Source organism: Frankia sp. Mgl5, from assembly GCF_023242985.1.
GTDB classification, from domain to species: domain Bacteria; phylum Actinomycetota; class Actinomycetes; order Frankiales; family Frankiaceae; genus Parafrankia; species Parafrankia soli.
Window position 1 is genome coordinate 31,025 of record NZ_JALKFY010000606.1, and the last position, 22,890, is coordinate 53,914.

At 72.5% G+C, this 22,890-nt stretch carries 14 protein-coding genes; 6 read left to right on the forward strand and 8 right to left on the reverse strand.

What is annotated here, in order from left to right:
* Nucleotides 1–14 precede the first annotated feature (14 nt).
* Complete coding sequence (locus MXD62_RS11795) at nt 15–1,004, forward strand: NlpC/P60 family protein (RefSeq protein WP_248829324.1); 990 nt, start codon at nt 15–17, stop codon at nt 1,002–1,004.
* 15 nt (nt 1,005–1,019) lie between these two features.
* Here MXD62_RS11795 and MXD62_RS11800 read toward each other — a convergent pair whose 3' ends face one another.
* The 4 genes from MXD62_RS11800 to MXD62_RS11815 form a co-directional block, all read right to left on the reverse strand.
* Nucleotides 1,020–1,178, reverse strand: a complete 159-nt coding sequence (locus MXD62_RS11800) for a hypothetical protein (protein WP_198145431.1) — start codon at nt 1,176–1,178, stop codon at nt 1,020–1,022.
* Between the two features lie 460 nt (nt 1,179–1,638).
* Nucleotides 1,639–3,273: an FAD-binding oxidoreductase gene (locus tag MXD62_RS11805; protein WP_248829325.1), complete on the reverse strand. Its 1,635-nt coding sequence runs from the start codon at nt 3,271–3,273 to the stop codon at nt 1,639–1,641.
* Nucleotides 3,274–3,307: 34 nt separating this feature from the next.
* A complete protein-coding gene (locus MXD62_RS11810; protein ID WP_248829326.1) occupies nt 3,308–5,734 on the reverse strand; it encodes a serine/threonine-protein kinase in 2,427 nt (808 codons plus the stop codon).
* Between the two features lie 59 nt (nt 5,735–5,793).
* Nucleotides 5,794–8,493: a protein kinase gene (locus tag MXD62_RS11815; RefSeq protein ID WP_248829327.1), complete on the reverse strand. Its 2,700-nt coding sequence runs from the start codon at nt 8,491–8,493 to the stop codon at nt 5,794–5,796.
* A 400-nt stretch (nt 8,494–8,893) separates the two neighbouring features.
* Here MXD62_RS11815 and pgi point away from each other — a divergent pair, with 400 nt between their 5' ends.
* The 3 genes from pgi (at nt 8,894) to MXD62_RS11830 (ending at nt 11,832) form a co-directional block, all read left to right on the forward strand.
* Nucleotides 8,894–10,546 (forward strand): glucose-6-phosphate isomerase, encoded by a 1,653-nt coding sequence (gene pgi, locus MXD62_RS11820; RefSeq protein WP_248829367.1) that lies wholly within the window; start codon nt 8,894–8,896, stop codon nt 10,544–10,546.
* A gap of 155 nt (nt 10,547–10,701) precedes the next feature.
* Nucleotides 10,702–11,049 carry an STAS domain-containing protein gene (locus MXD62_RS11825; RefSeq protein WP_248829368.1) on the forward strand — a complete coding sequence of 116 codons (348 nt, stop codon included), beginning with the start codon at nt 10,702–10,704 and terminating at the stop codon, nt 11,047–11,049.
* A 459-nt stretch (nt 11,050–11,508) separates the two neighbouring features.
* Nucleotides 11,509–11,832, forward strand: coding sequence for a hypothetical protein (locus tag MXD62_RS11830; RefSeq protein WP_241831719.1), 324 nt, complete (start codon nt 11,509–11,511; stop codon nt 11,830–11,832).
* 33 nt (nt 11,833–11,865) lie between these two features.
* On the opposite strand, the gene MXD62_RS11835 is transcribed toward MXD62_RS11830, so the two are convergent.
* The 3 genes from MXD62_RS11835 to MXD62_RS11845 are packed head-to-tail and all read right to left on the reverse strand — an operon-like array spanning nt 11,866 to nt 16,813.
* Nucleotides 11,866–13,002 (reverse strand): hypothetical protein, encoded by a 1,137-nt coding sequence (locus MXD62_RS11835; RefSeq protein ID WP_248829328.1) that lies wholly within the window; start codon nt 13,000–13,002, stop codon nt 11,866–11,868.
* On the reverse strand, nt 12,999–15,536 hold the full coding sequence (locus MXD62_RS11840; protein WP_248829329.1) for a right-handed parallel beta-helix repeat-containing protein: 2,538 nt from the start codon (nt 15,534–15,536) through the stop codon (nt 12,999–13,001). The genes MXD62_RS11835 and MXD62_RS11840 overlap by 4 nt, the downstream gene beginning before the upstream one ends.
* Nucleotides 15,533–16,813 carry a glycosyltransferase family 2 protein gene (locus MXD62_RS11845; protein ID WP_248829369.1) on the reverse strand — a complete coding sequence of 427 codons (1,281 nt, stop codon included), beginning with the start codon at nt 16,811–16,813 and terminating at the stop codon, nt 15,533–15,535. The genes MXD62_RS11840 and MXD62_RS11845 overlap by 4 nt, the downstream gene beginning before the upstream one ends.
* Nucleotides 16,814–17,180: 367 nt before the next feature.
* Here MXD62_RS11845 and MXD62_RS11850 point away from each other — a divergent pair, with 367 nt between their 5' ends.
* Both MXD62_RS11850 and MXD62_RS11855 read left to right on the forward strand, forming a co-directional pair.
* Nucleotides 17,181–18,578, forward strand: a complete 1,398-nt coding sequence (locus MXD62_RS11850) for a UDP-glucose/GDP-mannose dehydrogenase family protein (protein ID WP_285224045.1) — start codon at nt 17,181–17,183, stop codon at nt 18,576–18,578.
* Complete coding sequence (locus MXD62_RS11855) at nt 18,575–19,552, forward strand: polysaccharide lyase (RefSeq protein ID WP_248829331.1); 978 nt, start codon at nt 18,575–18,577, stop codon at nt 19,550–19,552. Before MXD62_RS11850 ends, MXD62_RS11855 begins: the two co-directional genes overlap by 4 nt.
* 45 nt (nt 19,553–19,597) lie before the next feature.
* Here MXD62_RS11855 and MXD62_RS11860 read toward each other — a convergent pair whose 3' ends face one another.
* Complete coding sequence (locus MXD62_RS11860) at nt 19,598–22,798, reverse strand: adenylate/guanylate cyclase domain-containing protein (protein WP_248829332.1); 3,201 nt, start codon at nt 22,796–22,798, stop codon at nt 19,598–19,600.
* Nucleotides 22,799–22,890: the final 92 nt, after the last annotated feature.

Consider the following 22,890-nt stretch of genomic DNA (forward strand, 5'->3'; position numbering starts at 1 on the left):
CGAGGGCGGCTGGGATGGCGCTGAGATCGGGCCGGCGGAGAAGCTGGCTGGTCTGGCTGGGCGTCGGCGGCTTCGTGACCGTCGCCGGAGCGTTCCTGCTGATCTCCGTCCTGATCCTGCTGATCGCCGCGCCTTTCCTGGACGACAAGAACATCGGCGGCCGCACGATCGTCAACTCCGAGGGCATCCCGGCGGAGTACGTCCAGATGATCATTGACGCGGCCAACGCGGCGGGGTGCCCCGAGGTCACGCCCTCACTGCTGGCGGCGCAGCTGCGCCAGGAGTCCGGGTTCAACGCCCGGGCGCAGTCGCCGGTCGGCGCGATGGGCATCGCCCAGTTCATGCCGGGCACCTGGGCCTCGCACGGCACCGGCGACGTGTGGAACCCGGTGGACGCCATCCCGGCCGCGGCGCGCTACGACTGCGCGGTGGCTGCGTCGGTCGCGTCCGTCCCGGGGTCGGGGCAGGAGAAGATGCTCGCGGCCTACAACGCCGGGCCCGGTGCCGTGCTCGCGTACGCCGGTGTGCCTCCCTACCCGGAGACGCGCAACTACGTGCGCACCATCCTGGCGCAGGCCCAGGTGTACGGCGACGCCCTCGACACCGGGGAGACGGTCTCCGTCGAGGCGCTGGGCCCGGTGATCGAGTTCATGCGCTCCCAGATCGGCAAGCCCTACGTCTGGGGCGCGACCGGACCGGGAGCATGGGACTGCTCGTCGCTCGTCCAGGCCGCCTACCGGACGATCGGCCTTTCCATCCCACGGGTGACCACCGATCAGCTCGCCTTCGGCCCGCGCGTGTCGGGAGTCGACCCGCAGCCCGGCGACCTGCTGTTCATCCCCGGTTCGGACGGAACGGCCCTGGCTCCGGGCCATGTCGGCATGTACGTCGGGAACGGGCAGGTCATCGCGGCGAAGGGAGCACGGTGGGGGGTCGTGCTCTCGGAGCTGTCGGACTGGACGACGGTCGTCGCGGTCACCCGTCCGCTGGCCCGCGACTTCTGACGGGAACGGGGCGGGTCAGACGGCCACGTCGGAGACGAAGTTGCTGAGGCCGTCGGCCACGGAGCCCAGCGCGCCGACCGCGCTGTGGATCACATCGGCTGCGTCTCCCGGCGAGTTGACCAAGTAGAACAAGACGAAGATGGTCACACCCCACGGCCAGATCAGCTGCTTCATGTGGGTCCTCCCGAGGAGCTGTGGGCAGCCGGCGGCGTCGGCGACCGGTGCCGTTGGTAACCGTCGGTGGTTACCGACAGCACAGGTGTACTGACTTCGAGTAGCGGTCGCAAGAGGAACCGCCGTGCCACGGCGGGGTCCGCGCCGGGCCTACCGGTGGTCCTCCGGTGCCTCGATGTGGCGTCCTCGACGGGGGTGCGGCCTTCGTCCGGCCGCCGCCGGACCCGGCTGGCGTGGGCGGCGCCCGGATGCCGGGAACGCCTGTCGTCGCGCGAACACCGCCATGTGTCGGAAGACACAGAGTGGACAGTGGTTAGACCATCCGTAGCCAGTAGTCGGGCCGGAGGATCAACGGGTGTACTGATCCATGTCGCTCCGGGCAGGTTGACGTCGACTCCCTGCTCGGAGCGACAGCCAGCCGTCCCGTCCGATTACCTGGAGTAACGATCGCTCGGGTCGATCAGGCGGGAGGGATGCTCTGGGCGAAGCGGAAGACGTTGTCCGGGTCGTAGGCGCTCTTGACCGACCGCAGGCGCGGCAGGTTCGCCCCGTAGTACGCCTCCGCCCAGTTCCTGAGCTCCGGATCGATGTAGTTCTGGTAGGCCGATGCCGACACATGGGGCGCCATGGCCGCCACCGTGGCCCGCAGCCACTCGGCGTTGCGGCGGCGCAGGTCGGCGCTGTCCCGCACGTCGTAGCCGGCGATGTACTGCGCGCTGGCCAGCGCGTCGCGGTGCACGAACGCCGTCTCCCCCGCCCCGACCCGGCCGATCGCGCCGCCCCAGGAGTCGAGGATGACCCCGCCGGAGCGCAGACCGGCCTCCCGCTGACGGCTCTCGATCGCGCCCAGCAGCGCCTCCGACCCGGCCGCGGACAGCGGCTCGGTGAGGAAGTTCGAGGCGGCGAGCTGGGCGACCCGTTCCAGGGCCCCGCCCGGGCTTCGCCCGGCGAGACGGCACTGCGCGACCGTCCGCCCCGAGCAGCCGGCCTCGATCAGCATCGCCTCCAGCGGATCCCGCTGGGCGGCGAAGGTGGACGTCGACGCGCTGCCCACGGCGTCGACCAGCTCCGCCAGCAGCGCCCGGGCCCCGGAACCGCCCGTCGTGCCGGGCGGTTCGCTGATCACGCCGCTGATCCGGATCCTGGGCGTCCCGGTCCCGTCGGGCGTCGGCGCGGTGGTGATGACACAGGTCGACCACAGTCCGTCCGGTGCGTCCGGGCGCAGGTTCCACTCCTGCCAGGCCGCGACGACGGCGGCGGCCGCCGCCCACGGCCAGCGGTAGGTGAACAGGGTCAGCGGGGTCGCCCGGTGGGTGGCGAAGGTGAAGGACGTGACCACGCCGAAGTTGCCGCCACCGCCGCCGCGCAGCGCCCAGAACAGGTCGGCGTCGCGTTGGCCGTCCACCTGGATGATCTCGCCGGAGGCGAGGACCACCTCGGCGGCGAGCATCCGGTCGCAGGTCAGGCCGTGGCGCCGGCCGACGACCCCGATCCCGCCGCCGAGCGTCAGCCCGGCGATCCCGACCGTCGGGCAGGAGCCGGCCGGTAGCGCGGCGCCCGCTGCCGCGAGCTGGGCGTAGACGTCCACGAGCTGGGCGCCGGCGCCGATCGTCGCGATCCCGGAGCCGGGGGTTCCGGTGCCGCCGGTCGCGCCGCCCATCCCCGACCGGATTCCCGGGTGCACCGCGTTCAGGGTGGAGACGTCGAGGACCAGGCCGCTCGTCGTCGAGTAGCCGCCGTAGCTGTGCCCGCCCGCGCGGGCGGTGAACGGGATGCCGGTGGACCTGGCGAAGGCCACACCGGCGGCCACATCGGCCGGGGAGGCGCAGTAGGCGATCGCCCGCGGCCGGATCCGGTCGAAGGCCGGGTCGAAGAGCTGGCTGGCGGTGGGGTACTCGGCGCCGCCGGGCCGGACCAGCCGGCCGGAGAGCCGGTCGCCGAGCCGGCTCCAGTCCCGCTCGGTCGGCTCGCCGTCGTCGTCGCCGCCGCAGCCGGCGAGGCCCGCGCCGAGCCCACCCGTACCGAGCGCCACCAGGCCCGCCCCGGCGAGCCGCAGCGCCCCGCGCCGATCGAACATCCTGCCTGTCTCGTCCATCCCCGCCCGGCCCGTAGCACCTCGCCCGGACTGTTTACTCCTCCGCCTGCCGCAGAACGGTCGTCACGGTGCGGTCGAGGGCGATCCGCCGGACGACACCGTAGCTGCCCTCGCTCACGTACACGGCGCCGGACGTGTCGACCGCCAGCCCCGTGGGGGAGGAGATGCGGGTCTCGGTGGCCAGGGCGCCGTCCGCGTCGTCCGCGGTGGACTCGTCGCTGCCGGCGAACGTCGTGATCTTACCGTCCGGAGCGACCATCCGGATCACGTTGTTGTACGTGTCGGCGATGTAGAGCTCGCCTGCCGGGCCGAGGGCCAGGTCCTGCGGGGAGGCGAGCAGCGCGTCGACCGCGGGTCCGTCGTCGCCCTCGTACCCGGACTGCCCCGGCTTGCCGGCGACGAGCGTGATCTTTCCGTCCTTCGTGATCCTGCGGACGGTGTGGGCGCTGCTGTCCGCGACGTAGAGGGTGCCGTCATCGGCGAGTGCGAGCCCGGACGGCGAGGTGAGGGTGGCGTTCACCGCCGGCCCGCCGTCGCCGGCCGTGCCCGACTCGTCGGCGTTGCCGGCCACCACCGAGATCAGGCCGTCGGTGGTCACCTTGCGGACGCGGTAGCCGGCGGTGAGGTAGAGGGTGCCGTCATCGGCGGCGACCATCGCCGAGGGACCGGACAGCTTCGCGCCGACGGCGCGGCCCGCTCCACCGCCGAAGCCGGTGCCCGGCCCCGCGCCGGCGATCGTGGTGATGGTCGTGTCGTCGTTGACGCGGCGGACGCGGCCACCGTCGCTGTCGGCGATGTACACCTCGCCGCCGGGGCCGACCGTGACCCCGGCCGGCCCGATCAGGTTCGAGGCCACGGCCGGGCCGCCGTCGCCGAGCACGGGGGTGGGGGACGGGGACGGGCTGGCGCTGCCGGTGGCCGTCGCGCTGCCGGTGGCCGTGGCGCTGGGCACGGGAGCGGGCGGGCCGACCCCGGCGATCCGGGTGACCACGCCGTCCGTGCCGAGCCGGAGCACCTGGCCCTGGCCGGACGAGCCGCCGCCGTCGACGACGTAGAGGGAGCCGTCCGGACCGACGTCGATGCCCTCGGTGGTGTAGAGGCCCCTGACCTCCGCGGCGGCGCCGTTCCAGGCAGGGCGGTCGGGATCGTCGCCGGACCCGGAGACCCAGAACCCGATGCCGATCGCCGTGGCGAGGACGGCGAGGGTGGCGACCGAGGCGATCAGCGCCGTCGGGCGCCGCGGGCCGCGCCGGCCGTCGTTCGCGCGCCGCCGTCCGCCACCCGCCCGCCGGCCGCCGGCACCGGCGCCGGCCTGATCGACCGCGGTGGGTGCCAGCGTCGCGTAGGGACCGGAGCCGCCCCGGCCACCCGGCCCGGATGGCCCGGATGGCCCACCTGGCCCGGATGGCCAGCCAGGCCCGCCCGGGCCAGACGAGAAGTGGCCCATGGGGCCGGTGGGTGGCGGGCCGCCCCGGCCGGCCTGAGGCCGTCCGAGGTGCGCGGCGAGTTCTCCTGGGGTGGGGGTGGTCCCCTGGGTGTGGCCGGCGGCGGCGAGGATCTCGTCCGGCAGCCGCACCGGCACCTCGCAGGCCGTCAGCCAGCCTGGTCCGAAGACCGTGGTCGCCGCCGTGGCGAGCGCGAGCGCGAAGTCGCGGGCCGTCGGCGGGCGCCACCCCGGCTCCTTGGCGAGCGCCGAGAGAATCACCGCCGCCAGCGGCGGGGGCGCCTCGACCAGTGGCAGCGGGGCCACCGACAGGTGGTGGTGCAGCAGCGCGGGGACGGTCAGTCCCGACGGGAACGGGGTCCGTCCGGCGAGCAGCTCGTAGAGGACGACGCCGAGCGAGTAGAGGTCGGTGCCCGGCCCGAGGCGGCTCCCGGTGATCTGCTCCGGCGCCATGTAACGCGGGGTGCCGACGAGGCCGGTCGTGGTCGCCGCCGTGGTCTCGAGGATCTTGGCGATGCCGAAGTCGGTGACCTTGGGGATGCCGTCCCCGGTGAAGAGGAGATTGTCCGGCTTGATGTCGCGGTGCAGCACGCCCCGGTCGTGCGCGGCGGCCAGCGCGCTCGCCGCGGCCAGCCCGATCGCGCAGACGGCCCGCGGGTCGCGCATGGCCGGGCCGCGGTTCTTCAGGCTGCCGCCGGTGAGCTGCTCCATCACGAGCAGGCACAGGCCGTCGCGCTCGACGTAGTCGTAGATCCGCACGACGTGCGGATGGTCCAGCCCGGCGAGGACACGGGCCTCGGCGAGGAACCGCCCGCGCAGGTCGCCATCACTGCCGCCGTCGCCGTGGCCGCTGTGGCCGTCGCCGCCCGGCTCCAGCAGGACCTTGACGGCGACGTCGCGGTCGATCAGCCGGTGCCGGCCGGCCAGGACGGCACCGAAGCCGCCCCGGCCGAGCTCGCCACCGAGCTCGTAGCCGGTCAGGGCCGCGGCGACGCGGTTGGTGTCGACGAACGTCACGTGACGGCCCCCCGCCGGGCCGCGGGCACTGCTCGCTGTCGGGTCATCTCCGCGCCGCCCTACTGCGCGACCGTCGTGATCGTCCCGTCCGGAGCGATGCGGCGCAGCCGGTTGTTGCCCGAGTCGGCGATGTAGAGCGCGCCGTCGGCGTCCTCGGCGACCGAGCTGGGCTCGTTGAACTGGGCGGCCGTGGCCTGGCCCCCGTCGCCGCCGGAGCCCTCGGCCCCGGTGCCGGCGATCGTGGTGATCGTCCCGTTCGGGTCCACCTTGCGGACCCGGTTGTTCCCGTAGTCGGCGATGTAGATCTCCCCGCCGTTGCCGAGGGACACCGACGGGACGGAGAGCTGGGCCGCGGTGGCGGGGCCGCCGTCGCCGGAGAAGCCCTTCTGCCCGTTGCCCGCGACCGTGGTGATGATCCCGTCCTTGGTGATCTTCTGGATGGTGTTGCTGCCGAGGTTGGCGATGTAGAGCGTTCCGTCGTCGCCCAGCTCGACGTCGTTCGGGCCGTCCAGCTTGGCCGCGGTGGCGGGGCCGCCGTCGCCGGAGTAGCCCTGGAGGCCGGTGCCGGCGATCGTGTTGATGATCCCGTCCGGGGTGATCTTCCGGATGCGGTGGTTGTCGTAGTCGGCGATGTAGATCGAGCCGTCCGGGCCGATGGCGACTTTCTCCGCGCTGTTGATCTGGGCGGCCGTGGCCGGGCCGCCGTCGCCGGAGAAGCCCGCGGTGCCGGTGCCGGCGATCGTGTTGATGATCCCGTCCGGGGTGATCTTCCGGATGCGGTAGTTCTGGGCGTCCGGGATGTAGATGTTGCCGTTCTTGTCCAGCACCGCGGAGCCGGGGCCGTTGAGCTTGGCGGCCGCGGCCGGGCCGCCGTCGCCGCTGTATCCGTCCGCGCCGGTGCCGGCGAGGTCGGAGACCTCCCCGGTCCTGGTGACCTTCTGAATCCGGTCGGACGACAGGCTCGTGATGAACAGCGTGCCCTGCGGGTCGATCGCGACGCTGTACGGGCTGAGGCCCTGCACCGTCACCGGCGTTCCGGTGTAGGCGACACCGGGGACCGGGAGCACCGACACCTGGTCGCGGCTCGAACCGCTGTCGTCGTCGCCGCTGCCGCCGCCCGACAGGCCCACGATGAGGCCGATGGTCAGCACCACGACCACGGCGGCGGCGACGGCGGCGAGGATCAGCGTCCGGTTGTTGCGGTTCGGAGGTCCCGGCTGGGGGCGGTGGCCGCCCATGGGTGGCCGGGGCGGGGCCTGGTGCGCGGGCGGGCGGGGCCCGGAGCCCTGCCAGCCCTGGCCACCGAAGTTCTGGGCGCCGGTGGGCCGCGGACCGCCCGGCCCCGGCTGGCCCGGGCCGGGCTGCCTGGGCTGCCCTGGCTGGCCGCCGTAGCCGGGGACGGGCCGCGGCGGCGGCGTGGAGCTGGGCGGGCCCATGGGGCCGGGAGGCCGCGGCGTCGAGGCGGGTGGCGTGAGCGGCATCGGCTGCGGGGTGGCCCCACCGGGCTGGCCGTAGCCGCGCCAGCCGCCAGGGGGCGTTCCGGGAGTCGGCCCGGGCCGGCCCTGCCCGCCCGGCACACCCTGCCCGGGCATGACCGGCGTGGCACCGGGGAAGCCCGAGGTGGGCGGATGCCCGCCGGTCGGGCGCATCTGCTGGTTGGGCCGGGGCCCGCCGGGCCCGAAGCCGCCGCCGACGGGCTGCTGCGGGCCGGAGCCCGGCACCGGGCCGCGGTAACCGGGGCCGCCCGGCTGCCCGGGCGCGTAACCGGGCCCGCCAGGCCCGCCAGGCCTGCCTGGACCACCTGGACCCGGATAGCCGCCCGGGCGCGTGGCGGCCGGGAACCCGCCGGAGTTCCCGGAGGTGGTCGAGCCGCCGATCACGCCGCGGATCTCGTCGTCCACCCGCAGCTTGACGTCCGAGCGCGCCACCCAGTTCGGCCCGTACGAGTTGGCGCCGGCGCGGGCCAGCTCGAGGGCGAACTCGGAGGCGTCGGAGAAGCGGGCGCCCGGGTCCTTGGCCAGGGTCCGCATGATGACCGCCGAGATCGCCGGCGGCACCGTCGTGAGCGGGTCGGGCATCACGGTCAGGTGGTGGTGGGTCAGCGGCTGCACCGCCATCGGACGTCCGAACAGCGGCCGCTCGGCGAACATCTCGTAGAGGACGCCGGCCAGCGCGTACAGGTCGGTGGCGGGGAACAACCGAGCGCCCATGATCTGCTCGGGCGCCATGTAGCGCGGTGTGCCCAGGATGGCGCTGGCCGTCGTCTCCGCGCCGTCGAAGATCTTCGCGATGCCGAAGTCGGTGACCTTGAGCAGCCCGGCGCCGTCGAACATGATGTTGTCGGGTTTGATGTCGCGGTGCAGCACGCCCTGGCGGTGCGCGGTGGTGAGCGCGGCCGACGCGGCGACGCCGACGGCGCAGATCGTCTCCGGGGAGAGCTTCCCGGCGGTCATCCGCTGCTTGAGGGTGCCGCCGGAGAGCAGCTCCATCACCAGCAGGCAGGTTCCCTCGTGCTCCACGTAGTCGTGGATGCGCACGATGTGCGGATGGTCGAGCTCGGCCAGGACGCGGGCCTCGGAGAGGAAACGGGCGCGCAGGTCGGGGTCGTCGGTCGTGTCAAGGAGGATCTTGATCGCGACCTTGCGGCCGATCAGCCGGTGCTGCCCGGCGAGAACGAGGCCGTAGCCCCCCTTGCCGAGGTCCCCCTCGACCGCGTATCCGGGGAGCGCCGCCTCCACGAGAGATCTGTCGATAAGCAAGGTCGGTTCCGTCCGTCACCGGCTGCCGGGCCGTCACCACGATCACCACGCGGTGGTGACATCCCGAGGGCCACATCGTGCGGGTCGTGCGTGGGCTGTCCCGCGTGTTGTTCGTACTCGTCGCCGCGCTGGATGGCGCTGGTTCCACCTCGGTTCATCGGGCGGTTCATCGGGCGAGACGCGGTCGCGTGGGTGCACCGCGGTCTTTTGGTGTTCTTCGTCGTGTTCTCGGCGATCCTACGGCCTGTTCCCCCACATTCCGCCCCTCGCAGGGACCCGACGGGCGCGTCAGATGCGCGACTGCACCATGCTGGTCGTCGTCGACAGGTGTTCGGCCGTGTGGGCGCGCGGACGGCGCGGCACACGACAGCACTCCTCCGAGGAAGGGCCTGGCAACGTCATGGCGAACACCGAGTCCACCGCCCTCGCCGCTGGAACGGTCGTCGACCGGACCCCGGAGTGGGCCGCGCTGGCCGCGCACCACGCGGAGCTCTCCGGGGTGACCCTGCGGAAGCTCTTCGCCGATGATCCGGGTCGCGCCGATTCGTTCACCGTCGAGGCGGACGGCCTTCGGCTCGACTACTCCAAGAACATCGTCACGGCCCGGACGGTCGAACTGCTGCTCGCGCTGGCGCGTCGCGCCGGCCTCGGCGCGCGCATCGAGGCGATGTTCGGCGGCGAGCGCATCAACGTCACCGAGAACCGGCCGGTGCTGCACGTGGCGCTGCGGGCGCCGCTCGGCACCGCCATCCAGGTGGACGGCGTCGACGTGGTGCCCGAGGTGCACGCCGTGCTCGACCGGATGTCGGCGTTCTGCGACCGGGTCCGCTCCGGGGTGTGGACGGGGGCGACCGGCGAGCACATCACGACCGTCGTCAACATCGGCATCGGCGGCTCCGACCTGGGGCCCGCGATGGCCTACCAGGCGCTGCGGGACTACTCCGACCGCTCGATCGCCGTCCGGTTCGTCTCGAACGTCGACCCGACGGACATCTGGGAAGCCACCCACGACCTCGATCCGGCCAGGACGCTCTTCATCGTCGCGTCGAAGACGTTCACCACGCTGGAGACGCTCGCGAACGCCCGCGCCGCGCGGGCCTGGCTCACCGCCGCGCTCGGCCAGGACGCCGTCGCGCACCATTTCGTTGCCGTGTCAACGAATGCGGAGAAGGTGGCCGAGTTCGGCATCGACACGGCCAACATGTTCGAGTTCTGGGACTGGGTGGGCGGCCGGTACTCGATGGACTCCGCCATCGGTCTCGCTCTGATGGTCGCGATCGGCCCGCAGCACTTCCGGGAGATGCTGGCCGGATTCCACGCGATGGATGTTCATTTCCGGAACACCCCGTTCGAACGGAACCTGCCGGTTCTGCTCGGCGTGCTCGGGCTGTGGTACCGGGACTTCTTCGGCGCCCAGAGCCACGCCGTGCTCCCTTACAGCCAGTACCTGGACCGCTTCCCCGCGTACCTGCAGCAGCTGGACATGGAGAGCAACGGCAAGTCAGTTGATCTGGCCGGCCGGCCCGTACCGGTGCCCACCGGCCCGGTGGTGTGGGGCACCCCGGGAACCAACGGTCAGCACGCCTACTTCCAGCTCCTGCACCAGGGGACGACGGTCGTCCCGGCCGACTTCATCGGCTTCCTCGCGCCCAACCACCCCGGTGTCGGCGACGTCGACCAGCACGTCCTGCTGATGGCCAACTTCTTCGCCCAGACGGAGGCCCTCGCCTTCGGCAGGACGGCGGAGGAGGTCGCGGCCGAGGGAGTGGACGCCGCCCTCGTCCCGCACCGGACGTTCGCCGGAAACCGTCCGACGAACACCCTGCTGGCGCCGAAGCTGACGCCCTTCGCCCTGGGCCAGCTGGTCGCCCTCTACGAGCACAAGGTGTTCACGCAGGGCGTCGTGTGGGGGGTGAACAGCTACGACCAGTGGGGCGTGGAGCTGGGCAAGGTGCTGGCCGGACGGATCATCCCCGAGCTGACCGACCCGTCGGCGCCCCCGCGGCACGACAGCTCCACCAACGCGCTGATCAACCTGTTCCGGTCGGTCTGAGCCGCGACGCCCGGTCCAGTCCGGTCGCGGGCTGGGCTGGGCGTCGTCAATTAGTCATCAAGGTTTAACGATTCCTTGATCTATGTTACTCTCTGTAATCAACTCACGGGGCGGTGCCCGTGCTGCGACGGATGGAGATCCCGGGGGGCGCACGCATGCGGGTCGACGCGACAGCCACGCGGATGACGGTGCGGCGGACCGGGGACGACGTCGTGATCGAGCTCGGGGGTGAGTTCGACACGGTCGGCAGGCTACGTTTCCGCGAGCAGGTCGGCGAGCTGCTGGGCCGGGGCGGCGGAGTGGTGACGGTGGATGTGGCCGAACTTCGGGCGATCGACATCGCGGGTCTCGCCGCCCTGCTCCGGGCGGACCTCCTGCTCCGTCGCGTCCACGCCGAGCTGCGTATTCGCGCGGCCGCGCCGGCGTTCGCCGAGCTCGTCCGCGAGACCGGGCTCGCCGGCCGGCTTCGCGTCGAGGAGGCCGGCCGCCACCGAGGCCACTGAACCGCCGTCCGATGAGCGGCCGTCGAAGCCTTCGTTCGAGCCGCCGTGCAGGCCGCTGTTCGGGCCGTCGCCGCCGCCCGGCGTGATCCCCGCCGCCAGCGCGAGCGGCGGGCCCGCCTCGGCGATCGTCCGCGCGGCGCGGCCGGTGACGGTGAGGCTGCGTTCGACCCGGCTCATCATCAACATCCCGGCCATCGCGAGAAGCGGGAAGCCGAGCATGATCAGAATCGCGGGTGATGTCAGGTCCACCAGTGCCCCCAGTGGTCGGGCCGTCGGGGATCCGGATCGGTGTCCCCGCAGGTCCGCCTACCCGAACCAGTGGTCGCCTCACGTGCGGGGGGCGGTGCGGATCCGGACTCACCCGAGCCGGGTAATCACCCACCCGGTGCGTCAGGTCGCCAGAGTGTGGGCTATCCGGTGCTGTGCTCCCAGCCCAACTCCTCGTACCCTTCCTTCACCATGTCTGTGCGACGCGCCGATCTCTCCGCCGGCGGGGGAGGTCCGACCGTCAGTACCGAGGACATGCGCGCCCGCCTCGCGATGGTCACCGAGCAGGTGGATTTCGCCCTGGCGGAGGTCGCGTTGCGCGGAGCGGCCTACCGGCGCGCGGCCCAGGACGCCGCCGACTGGCAGTGGCCGCCGGAGTCGCCGCAGAATCTGGCCAGGCCGGTCGTCGCCCGGGCGCTGTTGGCGCAGCTCACGGCGGTCGCCCGCCTCCGCCTGTGGGCGCAGGAGCTCTACTGGCTGCAGGAACAGGTCCGGCTCAGGGCAATGGTGCCCTGAGCCGGACCTGCTGGATCTGGCGCGCGCCCCGCGTCAGGCGGACGAGCAGTCGATGTTGGACGGCCCCGACGACGCCCCGCTGACCTGGTTGTCGCAGCTGACGATGTTCTGGGTGTCGGCACCCTCGTGGATGTAGATGCCGTAACCCTTGGCGTTCACCGGGAGCCGGTTGCGGCGGAAGGTGTTCTGCCGGCCCCAGTTCTCCTGCTCGACGTGGGTCTGGAAACCGTCCTCCAGAGTGCCGCCGCCGATGCCGGTGTTGTCCTCGATCAGCCAGCCGTTGCCCTTGATGTCAATCCACGAGTCGGCCTCGACGAGGGAGTCCGACGACAGGGTGTTCCCCCGAATCACCCCGCCGCTCGTGCCCTCCTTGATGTCGATGTTCTCCGAGGTCGTGCCGGCGATGTCGTTGCCGATGACCGAGTTGCGGTCGCTGCGGTCGGGCCCGCAGTCGGTGTACTTGCACCAGTTGCTGTGCGCGCTCCCGACGTAGACACCCTCGCCGAACTTCTCCCGCCGGTTTCCGGTGTCGCGGATGACGTTGCCGACGACCAGGTTGTCCGAGCTCGCCGTGCGCAGGTGGATCGCCTCGTCGCCGATCGTGTTCACCTGCAGCTGGGCGATGATCGAGTGCTGGACGCGGTCCGCCATCACGCCCTTCTGGCCGTTGCGCACGGTGAAGCCGACCAGCCGTACCCAGGACGCGCCGTCCAGGTGCAGCACGTAGTCCGTGTCGTCCTCGCCGTCGAGGACGGCCTTGGGCGAGCCGCACAGCCAGATCGGCGCGGCCTCGGTGCCCGAGGCGGCCAGCTTGTAGCCCCCGGTGTAGACGCCGTCGGTCATCCGGATGATCGCGCCCGGCTTCGCCGCGGACAGGGCGCTGCGCAGGTCACCGCCGTTGTTGACGGTGGTCCCGCCGGCGGGGCACTCGACCGGCCGCTGCGCGGCGACGGGCGCCGCCGTCGCGAACGGGTCGGCGGCCGCGGTCGCCGGGGCGCTGGACGGGGCGGCCGTCCCGGTGCCGGCGGACGGCGTGGCGCTGGGCTGCGGGCCTGCACCGCCGCCGCCGGAGCCGCAGGCGGTCAGGGCGACCGACGCCGCCGCGAGCGTGCCGGCCGTCAGCAGCACCGCGGCTCGTCGCCGGGATCGTCCCGGCGAGATGGTCCTCACCTGTTGTTTCCCCCTTTGGAACGGCGGCGGCGACCTGGCGCCGCGCCCACCGGATCGGTGATCTCGAGGTTCCCGTCGCCGTCCGGACCGGGCCCGGACATCGCCGGCGGAGCGCCGTGATCCGCCATCGGCTGGCGGGTGTCCGGGATCGGGGCACTGGTGATCCGCCCGTCCGACCACTGGCCGTCCGGGCCCTGGTCGCCGGACCAGTAGGGGTCCGGCTCCGGCGCCTGCTCCCATTCGGCGCGCGGCCACTGGGCGGGACCGGCGGGGTGGTCGGCGCCGTCGAACGGCCGTGTCGTGATCTCGGTCGTGACCTCTCCCGCCGACATGTCCGGTCCGACCGACAGGTCCCGGGGGGTGCGGTAGAAACGCAGGCCGCGCAGGGTCGGGTGGGCGTCCTCGCTGATCGGCGCGGCGGCCGGAGTCAGTGTCGCGGCCGGCGACAGAGCGGTGCCGACGTCGTCGGTGCCACTGCGGTCGCCGTCGAGGTCGCCGGTACCGGAGCGACCGGTACCGGAGCCATCCGTACGGAGCGCGGCCGTGTCGTCGGAGCCGGCCGTCGCGGACCGTGACCGCTTCGCCGGGGATCGACCCGGCTCCGCCGCGCCGGCGCGGCGGCGGGAGCCGGACCTGGCCCGAGCGCCGGGGGCTGGCTGGACGTCCAGCGCACCCCCCGCCGGGCTCGCCGCGGTGAGCCCGGGTGCCGCGGGGGCCAGGACGCCCGCGTCAGCCCTGGCCGGGGTCGGCCGCACTCGGCCCGGCGTGGGGTAGCGCTCCGCGGGCACCCGGGGAAGTGCGGTGCCCGCGGGCGAACGGGCCGCCGGGGACTCCGTCCGCTGGTCGGGGATGCCGGAGAAGGCGGGATCGGGGCGCATCGTGCCCCCGGTCAGGCGGCGGACCAGCAGCTCGGACTCGGGGTAGGGGTGCTGCGGCGGACGGCGCCGGGCCCGCCGCCGCGCCCACCAGCCAACGAGCGGGAACAGCGCCACCAGGCCCCACACGATCAGGGCGGGATGGCGGCGCAGCAGCGTGTACCAGTGCGTCTTCGTGCGGGACACCCAGGCGTCGGAGTTGTTGCTGTGCACGTCGCGTGAGCGGATCCCCAGCGCCTTGCGGGTGTCGACCGCACGCCAGCCCTCGCCGGCGAGGGTGTTGTGCTGGATCGTGCTGCCGTCCGACACGCCACGCAGCGTGATGGCGAAGTCGGTGGCGCCGCTCACCTGGTTGCGGCTGATGATGGTGGTGAGGGCGTCCTGGGTGAGCACGCCGAGGCGGCCGTCGGCGAGCTTGTTGTCGATGATGGCGGTGCGGCGGGCGTCCGGGCCGATCTGGATGCCGGCCTCCTCCGCCCCCGTCACCTTGTTCCCTGTGATCTGGGTGCCGTTGGCACCGCTCTTGACGACGATGCCGAGCTGGCCGCCACTGATCGTGTTCGTGCGGACGACGGTGTTCTCGCCGCCGACGACCCGGATGCCGTACCGGCCGTTGCCGGAGACGGTGTTCTCCTCGATCAGGGTGTCCTTGATCTGGTTGACCTGGACTCCGGTCGCAGTAGCGACCACGCCGAGGCCACGGCCGTCCAGCGAGATGCCGTCGCCGCTGTTGTCACTCACGGTGCTGCGCATCACCCGGGAGCCCGAGGCGCGGTCGATGGTCATGCCGTCGCCGTGGTTGCGGGCCGCCGTCACCCCGGACACGAGCGTGGTGATGGCGTCCCGGTGCACGGCCAGGCCGGAGCGCTCGTTGTCGGTGAGGCGCACACCGACCATCTGGATGCCCTCGCTGCCGGAGACGTACGCGCCGTAGATGTTGTCGCTCAGGGTCGAGTTCGCCGCGCCGCCCGTGCTCGGCTCGCCCTTGCTTCCCGTCCAGGCCACGCCGCCGGTCCGGCCGTTCCAGAAGCCGAGGTGGTTGGCGCTGGTGTTGCGCATGATCAGCTCGCCGCCCATGGTGCGGATGTAGGCGCGGCCGTCCACGGTGAGCTTGTCCGGTTCGAGGTTCTGGACGTCCCAGCCGACCACGGTCAGCGGCTGCTCCGGGGACCGCCCGGCGAACTCCAGCCCGCCGCGCCAGGTGGCCACGGAGGCGAACCCGGACGCGCCGCTGGCCAGCCGCAGCGTGCTGATGCTGGGATCGATCACGAGCCGGGCCTGCGGGCCGACCAGCACGTTCGCGGTGAACAGCACGGCGCCGTCGACCTCGCGGCGCCCGCCGCCGGCCGCGACGACGTCCCCCGCGGTGTAGGGGGCCTGGCGCGCCGGCAGCAGCAGGGTGGGCAGGCTGCCCGCGACCTCGACGAGCGTCGGCGCGGTCAGCACCCCGAAACGTTCGAACATCGAGCGCAGCCGGATGTCCTCGGCGTCGACCAGGTTCGACTGCTTCTTCGCGTCCGCCGAGCTGACCGGGGGCAGCGGCGCCACCGGTTCGGCGTGCGCGGGCAGGGCGGTGAGCAGGCCACCGCTTCCGATCGCGGCCACGACGAGGGTGGTCAGCCCCGCCCGCCGTATCCAGGTTGGGAGCGGGGCACTCATCGGACACCGCCCGTCGCCGTCGCCGTCGCCGGGCGTGGGCCCGCGGCCGGGCCGGTCCGGGTCGAGGCGTCGGTCTGCCCCTCCCCGCCGATCATGTCGGAGCGCCGGGTCAGCCAGCCCTGCTTGTTCATCGACACGAACGCCCAGGCCTTGATGGGCAGCGCGACGACAATGATCATCAACACGGTGAGCGGGAGGATGAAGACGTCCCGCGGGTGCTCCTTGAGGTGGGAGAGCCCGCGGATGAACCGCCCGAGCAGCAGCCAGGCGATCGCGATGATCGGGGCGTTCGCCTCCGGCCGGAACATCCACAGCACGAAGTAGGTCATCGCGACGCCCATGGTCACCGGCGTGAGCACGATCTGCAGCACGCTGACCTGGGTGATCAGCGGCTGCCGCCACAGCCAGCCCTTGTAGATGGCTGTCAGGTAGGTCCGGTAGGAGTTCCGGCTCCAGCGCACCCGCTGCTTGACGAAGGCCTTCAGGTTGTCGGGGAACATCGACATGGCGTGCGCCGTGTGCTGGTGCATGGTCTTGTAGCCGGACGCGAGCACCAGCCAGGTCAGCCGGCCGTCGTCACCGGCGATGCACCGCCGGCCGAGGAAGAACTCGTGCTCCAGGTTGTGCAGCACGGGCAGGATCGCCGAGCGCCGGTAGGCCGCCGTGCGCCCGGACAGGCAGGCGACGGCGCCGACCCGGCCCTGCGCCGGCACGTAGTCGAGGTAGCGGATGTCGACGAGCCAGTTCGCGACCCGCCGCCACACGCTGCTGCGCGGCTCGTAGACGTTCTGCCGGGTTCCGACTCCGCCGACCTGCGGGTCGACGAACGGCATCTGCACCGCGGCGAGCAGCCCCGGCTCCCACGCGGTGTCGGAGTCGCAGAGCACGACGATGTCCTTGGTCGCCGCGGACAGTCCGACCCCGAGCGCCGAGCGCTTGCCCTCGTGGACGAACGGGATCACGCGGACCGTCGGGTCGGCGCGCTGGGCGAGCCTCGCGATGAGCTCGGTGTCCTCCACGTCCGGGATGATGATGATCTCGTCCGGCTGCTGGGAGAGCCAGGTCTCCAGGCACCGGATGAGGACGTCGGGGTCTTCCCGGAACGATGGAACGATCACCGAGGTGCTGGCTCGGAAGTTGTTCCGGACGGGGCGGTACCGGGTGGAGAGCAGGCGGCGAGTGAGCCACACCACCCAGGAGACAACGCCCGCGATCCCGAGCGGGACCAGAGAACGATGGTCGCGAACGAAATCGAACGCGACGCCGAACCACTCCATCTTGTGTGTTGCCCCCCAGCTGCAGGCCACCGAGAACGCCAGGGTCATGGGGAAGCGTGTTGGGACGTGTACGAACCATCCGGCGCGCCAGCCGGATGGCTCAGGTCCCCACCGCACCCCCGCCGGTGGTCGCTGATGTCTATCCATTGATAGACGAAACAGACACTAGCAGTGGTCGGGACAGGGCGTAACTGATCACCGTACCCGGACTCCGGCAACGGCAAACCATCAACGTTAGGTAGCCAGCCGACTACCTGTCGCGGCGTCCGCCTCGCCCCGGCACCCCGCCTCATCTCCCGGAAACACGAGCGGTCCACAATGCGCTCCGCGGCCTTGCAGCCCGACGTTGAGTGGGGGGATACACACAATGAGCACACCAGAAGCGGGGAGCCCGCTCCGGATCAGCGTTATAGGCACCGGATATCTCGGGGCCACACACGCGATCTGCATGAGCGAGCTCGGTTTCGATGTTGTCGGCGTCGACGTCGACCAGGACAAGGTGCGCCGGCTCGCCGACGGCGAGGTGCCCTTCTTCGAGCCGGGCCTCGAGGAGCTCCTGCGCAAGAACCTCGAGACCGGCCGGCTGGCCTTCACGACCTCCTTCGCCGACGCGGCGAGCGCGGACGTGCATTTCCTGTGCGTGGGCACCCCGCAGCGCGCGGACTCGGGCGCGGCCGACATGAGCTATGTCGACGGCGCCGTCGAGCGGCTCCTCGCCGCCCAACCGAAGGCCGGATCCCTGCTGGTGGGCAAGTCGACCGTCCCGGCCGGGACGGCCGTGCGCCTCGCCGACTGGCTCGCCCGGGAGGCACCCGAGGTCGATCTCGCGTGGAACCCGGAGTTCCTGCGGGAGGGCTTCGCGGTCGAGGACACCCTGCGCCCGGACCGGCTCGTCTTCGGCCTGCCCGCCGACGACGAGTGGTACGGCGTGGCCGACCGCACCGACCAGGGCAACCACACCGGTCGCCGGGTCCGGGTCGAGGCCAGGCTGCGGGAGGTGTACGCGACCGCGCTGGCCGCCGGCACGCCGGCGGTCGTCGCCGACTTCGCCACCGCCGAGCTGGTCAAGGTGGCGGCGAACGCGTTCCTGGCCACGAAGATCTCCTTCATCAACGCGATGTCCGAGGTCTGCGAGGTGGCGGGCGCCGACGTCAAGACCCTGGCCTCGGCCCTCGCCTACGACACCCGCATCGGCGGGCGGTTCCTCGGCGCGGGGCTCGGCTTCGGCGGTGGCTGCCTACCCAAGGACATCCGCGCCTTCCAGGCACGCGCCGAGGAGATGGGCGCCGGCCCGGCGCTCGGCTTCCTGAGCGAGGTCGACCGCGTCAACCTGCGCCGCCGCAGCCGGACGGTCGAACTGGCCATCCACCTGCTCGGCGGCGGGGCGGCCGGGCGGCGGGTCGCCGTGCTCGGGGCCGCGTTCAAGCCGAACAGCGACGACATCCGCGACTCACCGGCGCTCGACGTCGCCGACGCGCTGCGCAAGGCGGGTGCCCGCGTGACGGTCTACGACCCCGCGGCCATGGCGAACGCCGCCCGCAAGTTCCCCGACCTGCGCTACGCCTCGGGCGTCTCCGAGGCGGTCACCGACGCCGACGTCGTGCTGCATCTCACCGAGTGGGCCGACTTCCGCGAGATCGAGCCGTCGCTGCTGACGTCGCTGGTGCGCCGCCCGGTCATCATCGACGGCCGCAACACCCTCGACCCGCAGCGGTGGCGGGCCGCCGGCTGGATCTACCACGCGCTCGGCCGCCCCAACGTATGAGCGGTCCGGGCAGGCCGGGGGAGGCCGGTCCGGACCGGCGCGGCTGGACGAGGCGGGCCCTGCTCGCCTCGTCCCTCGGCGCGTTCGCGCTGGCGGGGACCGGCTGCGGCCTGGTCTCCGACGACCAGCCGTTCGACCCGGCCAGTGAGATCCTGCCGCCGGACACGGCGGCGCCCGTCGCCGCGCCCGCGACCACCGCCGCCGCGCGGCGCACCCTCGCGGACCCGGCCGCGGCGAAGGAGTTCTTCGGCAAGGACCTGGTGGCCCGGAGCCGGTCGAGCTTCGGGCTGGACCGGGCGGAGGTCATGGCATCGGACGATCCGCGCTTCCCGAAATTCCTGCGAATCTCACTTCCGGTTGACGCGATGAACCCCGCGGACGCCAGAATCTACGGCGACGGGCCCACGTACGGCGGGACGCAGGTCTTCGTCGATCACACCCTTAGATCACCCTACGAGCTGTACATGCGTTACTACCTGCGGTTCCCGGAGGGTTTCGCCTTTGGTAAGGGCGGTCGCCTGCCGGGATTCTTCGGCACCATCGTCAAGAACCGTCAGCGTACGGAGACGTTGCGCAGCGGATTGGCCACCCGTTATGCGTGGCGGGACGGTGACGAAGGAATCGTCTATGCGAACACCGCGCGCTCCGATCACCCGATCAATGTGATCGGCAAAGGCGCGTGGCACTGGCCGGCCGGCCGCTGGATCTGCGTGGAGCAGGGCGTCAAACTCAACTTCGAGGGTTTCGCGGACGGCGTCCTGCTCGCCTGGCTGGACGGCCAGCTCGTCCACAAGGAGCAGAGCTTCAACCCGAGGATCTCCAACGACCTGCGGATCGGTGGGATTCTCGTCACAGCGACCTTCGGTGACGGCGGGACCTCGTTCGCCCCCAACTCGCCGCAGACCATCGACCTGGCCGGGTTCACCTACGGCACCGCACGGCTCAACCCGCTCCCGAAACCCGAGGCGACCTGAGCCGGTCCTGGATCTGAGCCGGCCCTGGACCTGTGCCGGCTCAGGTCAGCCGAAGCGCTCGGCGTCGAGGGTCTCGAACAGCCGTCGGCTGGTGGCCGCCGCCGCCCGGTTCCCCTTCTGCAGGAACCGGGCGCTGGCCGCCTCCAGGCTCTCGGCGGCGTCGTCCTTGCGCCCGGCCCGGTAGAGCACCTCGGCGCGGGCGAGCAGCGCGTTGCCCTGCCCGTCGATGTCGTCGGTGCGGCCGGCCAGGTCGCACGCGGTGTCGGCGAAGCGCAGCGCCTCGGCGTCCCGCCCGGAGATCGCCAGCAGCTTGGCATGCACCGAGCACCAGCCCGCCTGGGCGGGGAGCTGGTCGCCGGCGGCGGCGTCCCGGCACCGGTTGACGTACTTCTGCGCCTCCTCCAGCTTGCCGCGCCGGACCAGCACGTCGGCCAGCAGGGCGGCGCGGGTCGCCAGGTGCGCGCGCTCGCCCATCCGGGACAGCTGGCGGCAGCTGCGGCGCAGCTCGCGCTCGGCGATCTCCGGCTCGTCGGCCAGCAGGGCGACCCGGGCCACCACGAAGCCGCTGTGGAACGGGTCCGTGCGGGCGCCGCGGATGTCCCCGACGATCTCCTCGGCGTCCTTGAGGTGGGTGCGCGCCGCCTCCAGGTCACCGGACATGGCGTTGAGCAGCGCGAGCTGCGCGAGCACCGCCCGACGCAGGCCCCGGTCGTCGCCGGCCGCCTCCAGCGCCCTGGCCGCCTTCGCGATCGCGTAGGGCACCGGGCGCGGCACGAGGCTCAGCAGCAGGACCTGCTCGCGCCGCAGCGAGTGCGCGGCCCTGGGTACCCCGGACTCCTCGGCGTGGCGCACCGCGGTCTCCATGGCCTTCTCCGCGGCCGCGAACTGGCCGGCCGCGCCGTACGCCGCCGACTGGCTGCGGCAGGCCAGCGCCGCGCCGACGTCGTCACCGTCCCGGACGAACGCGGTCAGCGCCGCCGTGGCCTCGGTGAGCGTGCTGGCGACCAGGCCCTCGGGGTCGGTCGCGAACAGCACCCGCAGCTGGGCGAGCCTGGCGTGCGCCCGCAGGCCGTCCTCGCCGGCGCGCCGCGCCCGCTCGGTGACCTGCCGCAGGATGCGCTCGGCGTCGGAGAGGCGGCCGAAGGAGTACAGCGCCCAACCGAGGTCGATCTCGGCCCGCAGCCGCAGCGGGTCGGTCTCCGGCAGCAGCGTGATCGCGCGTTTGAGGAGCTGGGCGGCGCCGGTCTCGTCACCCTGGCGGACGCGGTCGGCCGCCTCGATCAGGCAGGTGGCCGCCGCCCGGCCGAGTTCGATCATCTCGTTGTCGCGCTGCCCGAGCTCGACCCGGTAACGGTAGGCCTGCTCGAGGTGGTAGCCCACCAGTTCGTCGTGCTCGCCCGGCCCGCCGACCATCCGCGCCTGCAACCAGCCGGCGAACCGCTGGTGCAGGTCGGCGCGCTGGCGCTTGGACGTCGCCTGGTACGCGCAGTCGCGCAGCAGGACGTGCAGGAACCGGTAGGCGTCGACGCCGGGCAGGTCCGAGCGGTCCGGGTGGACGAGCTCCTTGCGGACCAGCGACAGGCAGTGCTCGGTGACGTACGGGCGCTCGGCCGGGTCGGAGAGCTCGGCGACGGCGTCCAGGTAGAACCGCTCGCCGACCACGGCGGCGCGCTCGAGTACCCGGCGCTCCGGGGGCTCGAGGCGGTCGAGTCGGGCGGCCAGCAGCGCGGAGATCGTCGGCGGCACCGTGACCCCGCGCAGGTTCCCCGTGGCGATCCAGCGGGAGCCCTCCCGGCGCAGCAGGCCGTCGTCGACCAGCGCGGCGACCATCTGCTCGACGAACAGCGGGTTGCCCGCCGCCGAGGTGGTGATCCGCGAGACGAGCGCGGGGTCGAGGTCGTCCGAGCCCATCAGGGTGCGGATCAGCCGGTGGCAGCGTGCCTCGGTGAGCGGCGCCAGCAGCATCGACGTGGCGTTCAGCTTGCCGCCGCCCCACTCGCGCCGGTCCTCCAGCAGCTCCGGGCGGGACAGGCACAGCAGCAGGATCGGCGCGTCGCGCGACCAGTCGGCGACGTGCTCGATCAGGTCCAGCAGGGTCGGCTCGGCCCAGTGGACGTCGTCGAACCACAGCACCAGCGGGCGCTTCTCGGCCAGGGCCTGGAAGAAGGTGCGGACCGCCCAGAAGCTCTCCTGGGTGCCCAGCTCCGCGCCGCCGAGCCCGACCAGCGGGGCGAGCGCGTCGACCACCTCGGCGGCCTGCGGGACGTCCGCCAGCAGTTCCTTGAGGCGGAGCCGTCCGTCCGGCGCGCTCTCGTCGGCGGACATGCCGGTGGCCTGGCGGACCATCTCCATCAGCGGCCAGTAGGCGATGCCCTCGCCGTAGGACAGGCAGCGGCCGGTGAGCACGGTGGCGCGCGACGCGGTGGCCTGGCAGAACTCGCCGACCATCCGAGACTTCCCGATGCCGGCCGGGCCGAGCACGGTGAACAGGTGGCAGGTCCGCTCCTCGACGACGGCCTCGAAGGCGTCCTGGATGCGGCGGCGCTCCCGGTTTCGGCCGATCACCGGCGCCGCGAAGCCCTGGGTGGGGGCCCGGCTGCCCGGGCCCGCGGTCGGGTCAACCAGCCCGATCAGGCGGTGCGCCCGCACCGGCTCCCGCTTGCCCTGCACGACCAGCGGGCCCACCGAGCTGACGGTGACGCTGTGCCGGATGAACTTGTAGGTGCTGTCCCCGATGAGGATCTCGTCGGGTGGCGCCGCCTCCTCCAGCCGGGAGGCGACGTTCACCGGGTCGCCGGTCGCGCCGCCGCCGGCGACGGTCACCTCGCCGGTGTTGATGCCGATGCGCACCCGCAGCCGCAGGCCCCACTCGCGCTGGAGGTCGGCGTTGAGCTCCTCCATCGCCGCGCGGATGTCCAGGCTGGCCCGCACGGCGCGCAGCGCGTCGTCCTCGTGCAGCACCGGGATACCGAACACGGCGAACACCGCGTCCCCGATGAACTTCTCGACCGTGCCGCCATGGGCGTGGATGACCTCACGCACGGTCGTGAAGAACCGCCACATGACCTGCTGCAGCGGCTCGGAGTCGATCTTCTCGCCGATGTCCGTCGAACCGGTTATGTCGACGAACATGATGGTCACTGTCTTGCGCGACCCGTTGCCTGCGACGGGCAGCGGGTTCCCGCACTCGGAGCAGAAGCGCGCTCGCTTCGGGTTCTCCTCCGCGCATGTCGGGCACGGCACCATGTGCGGGATCGTAGGCCGATCGCGGTGCGGCGCGGCAGGGGATGGGGACACGCGCCGCGCCGGCAGTGACCTATGCCACATCACGGATTCGG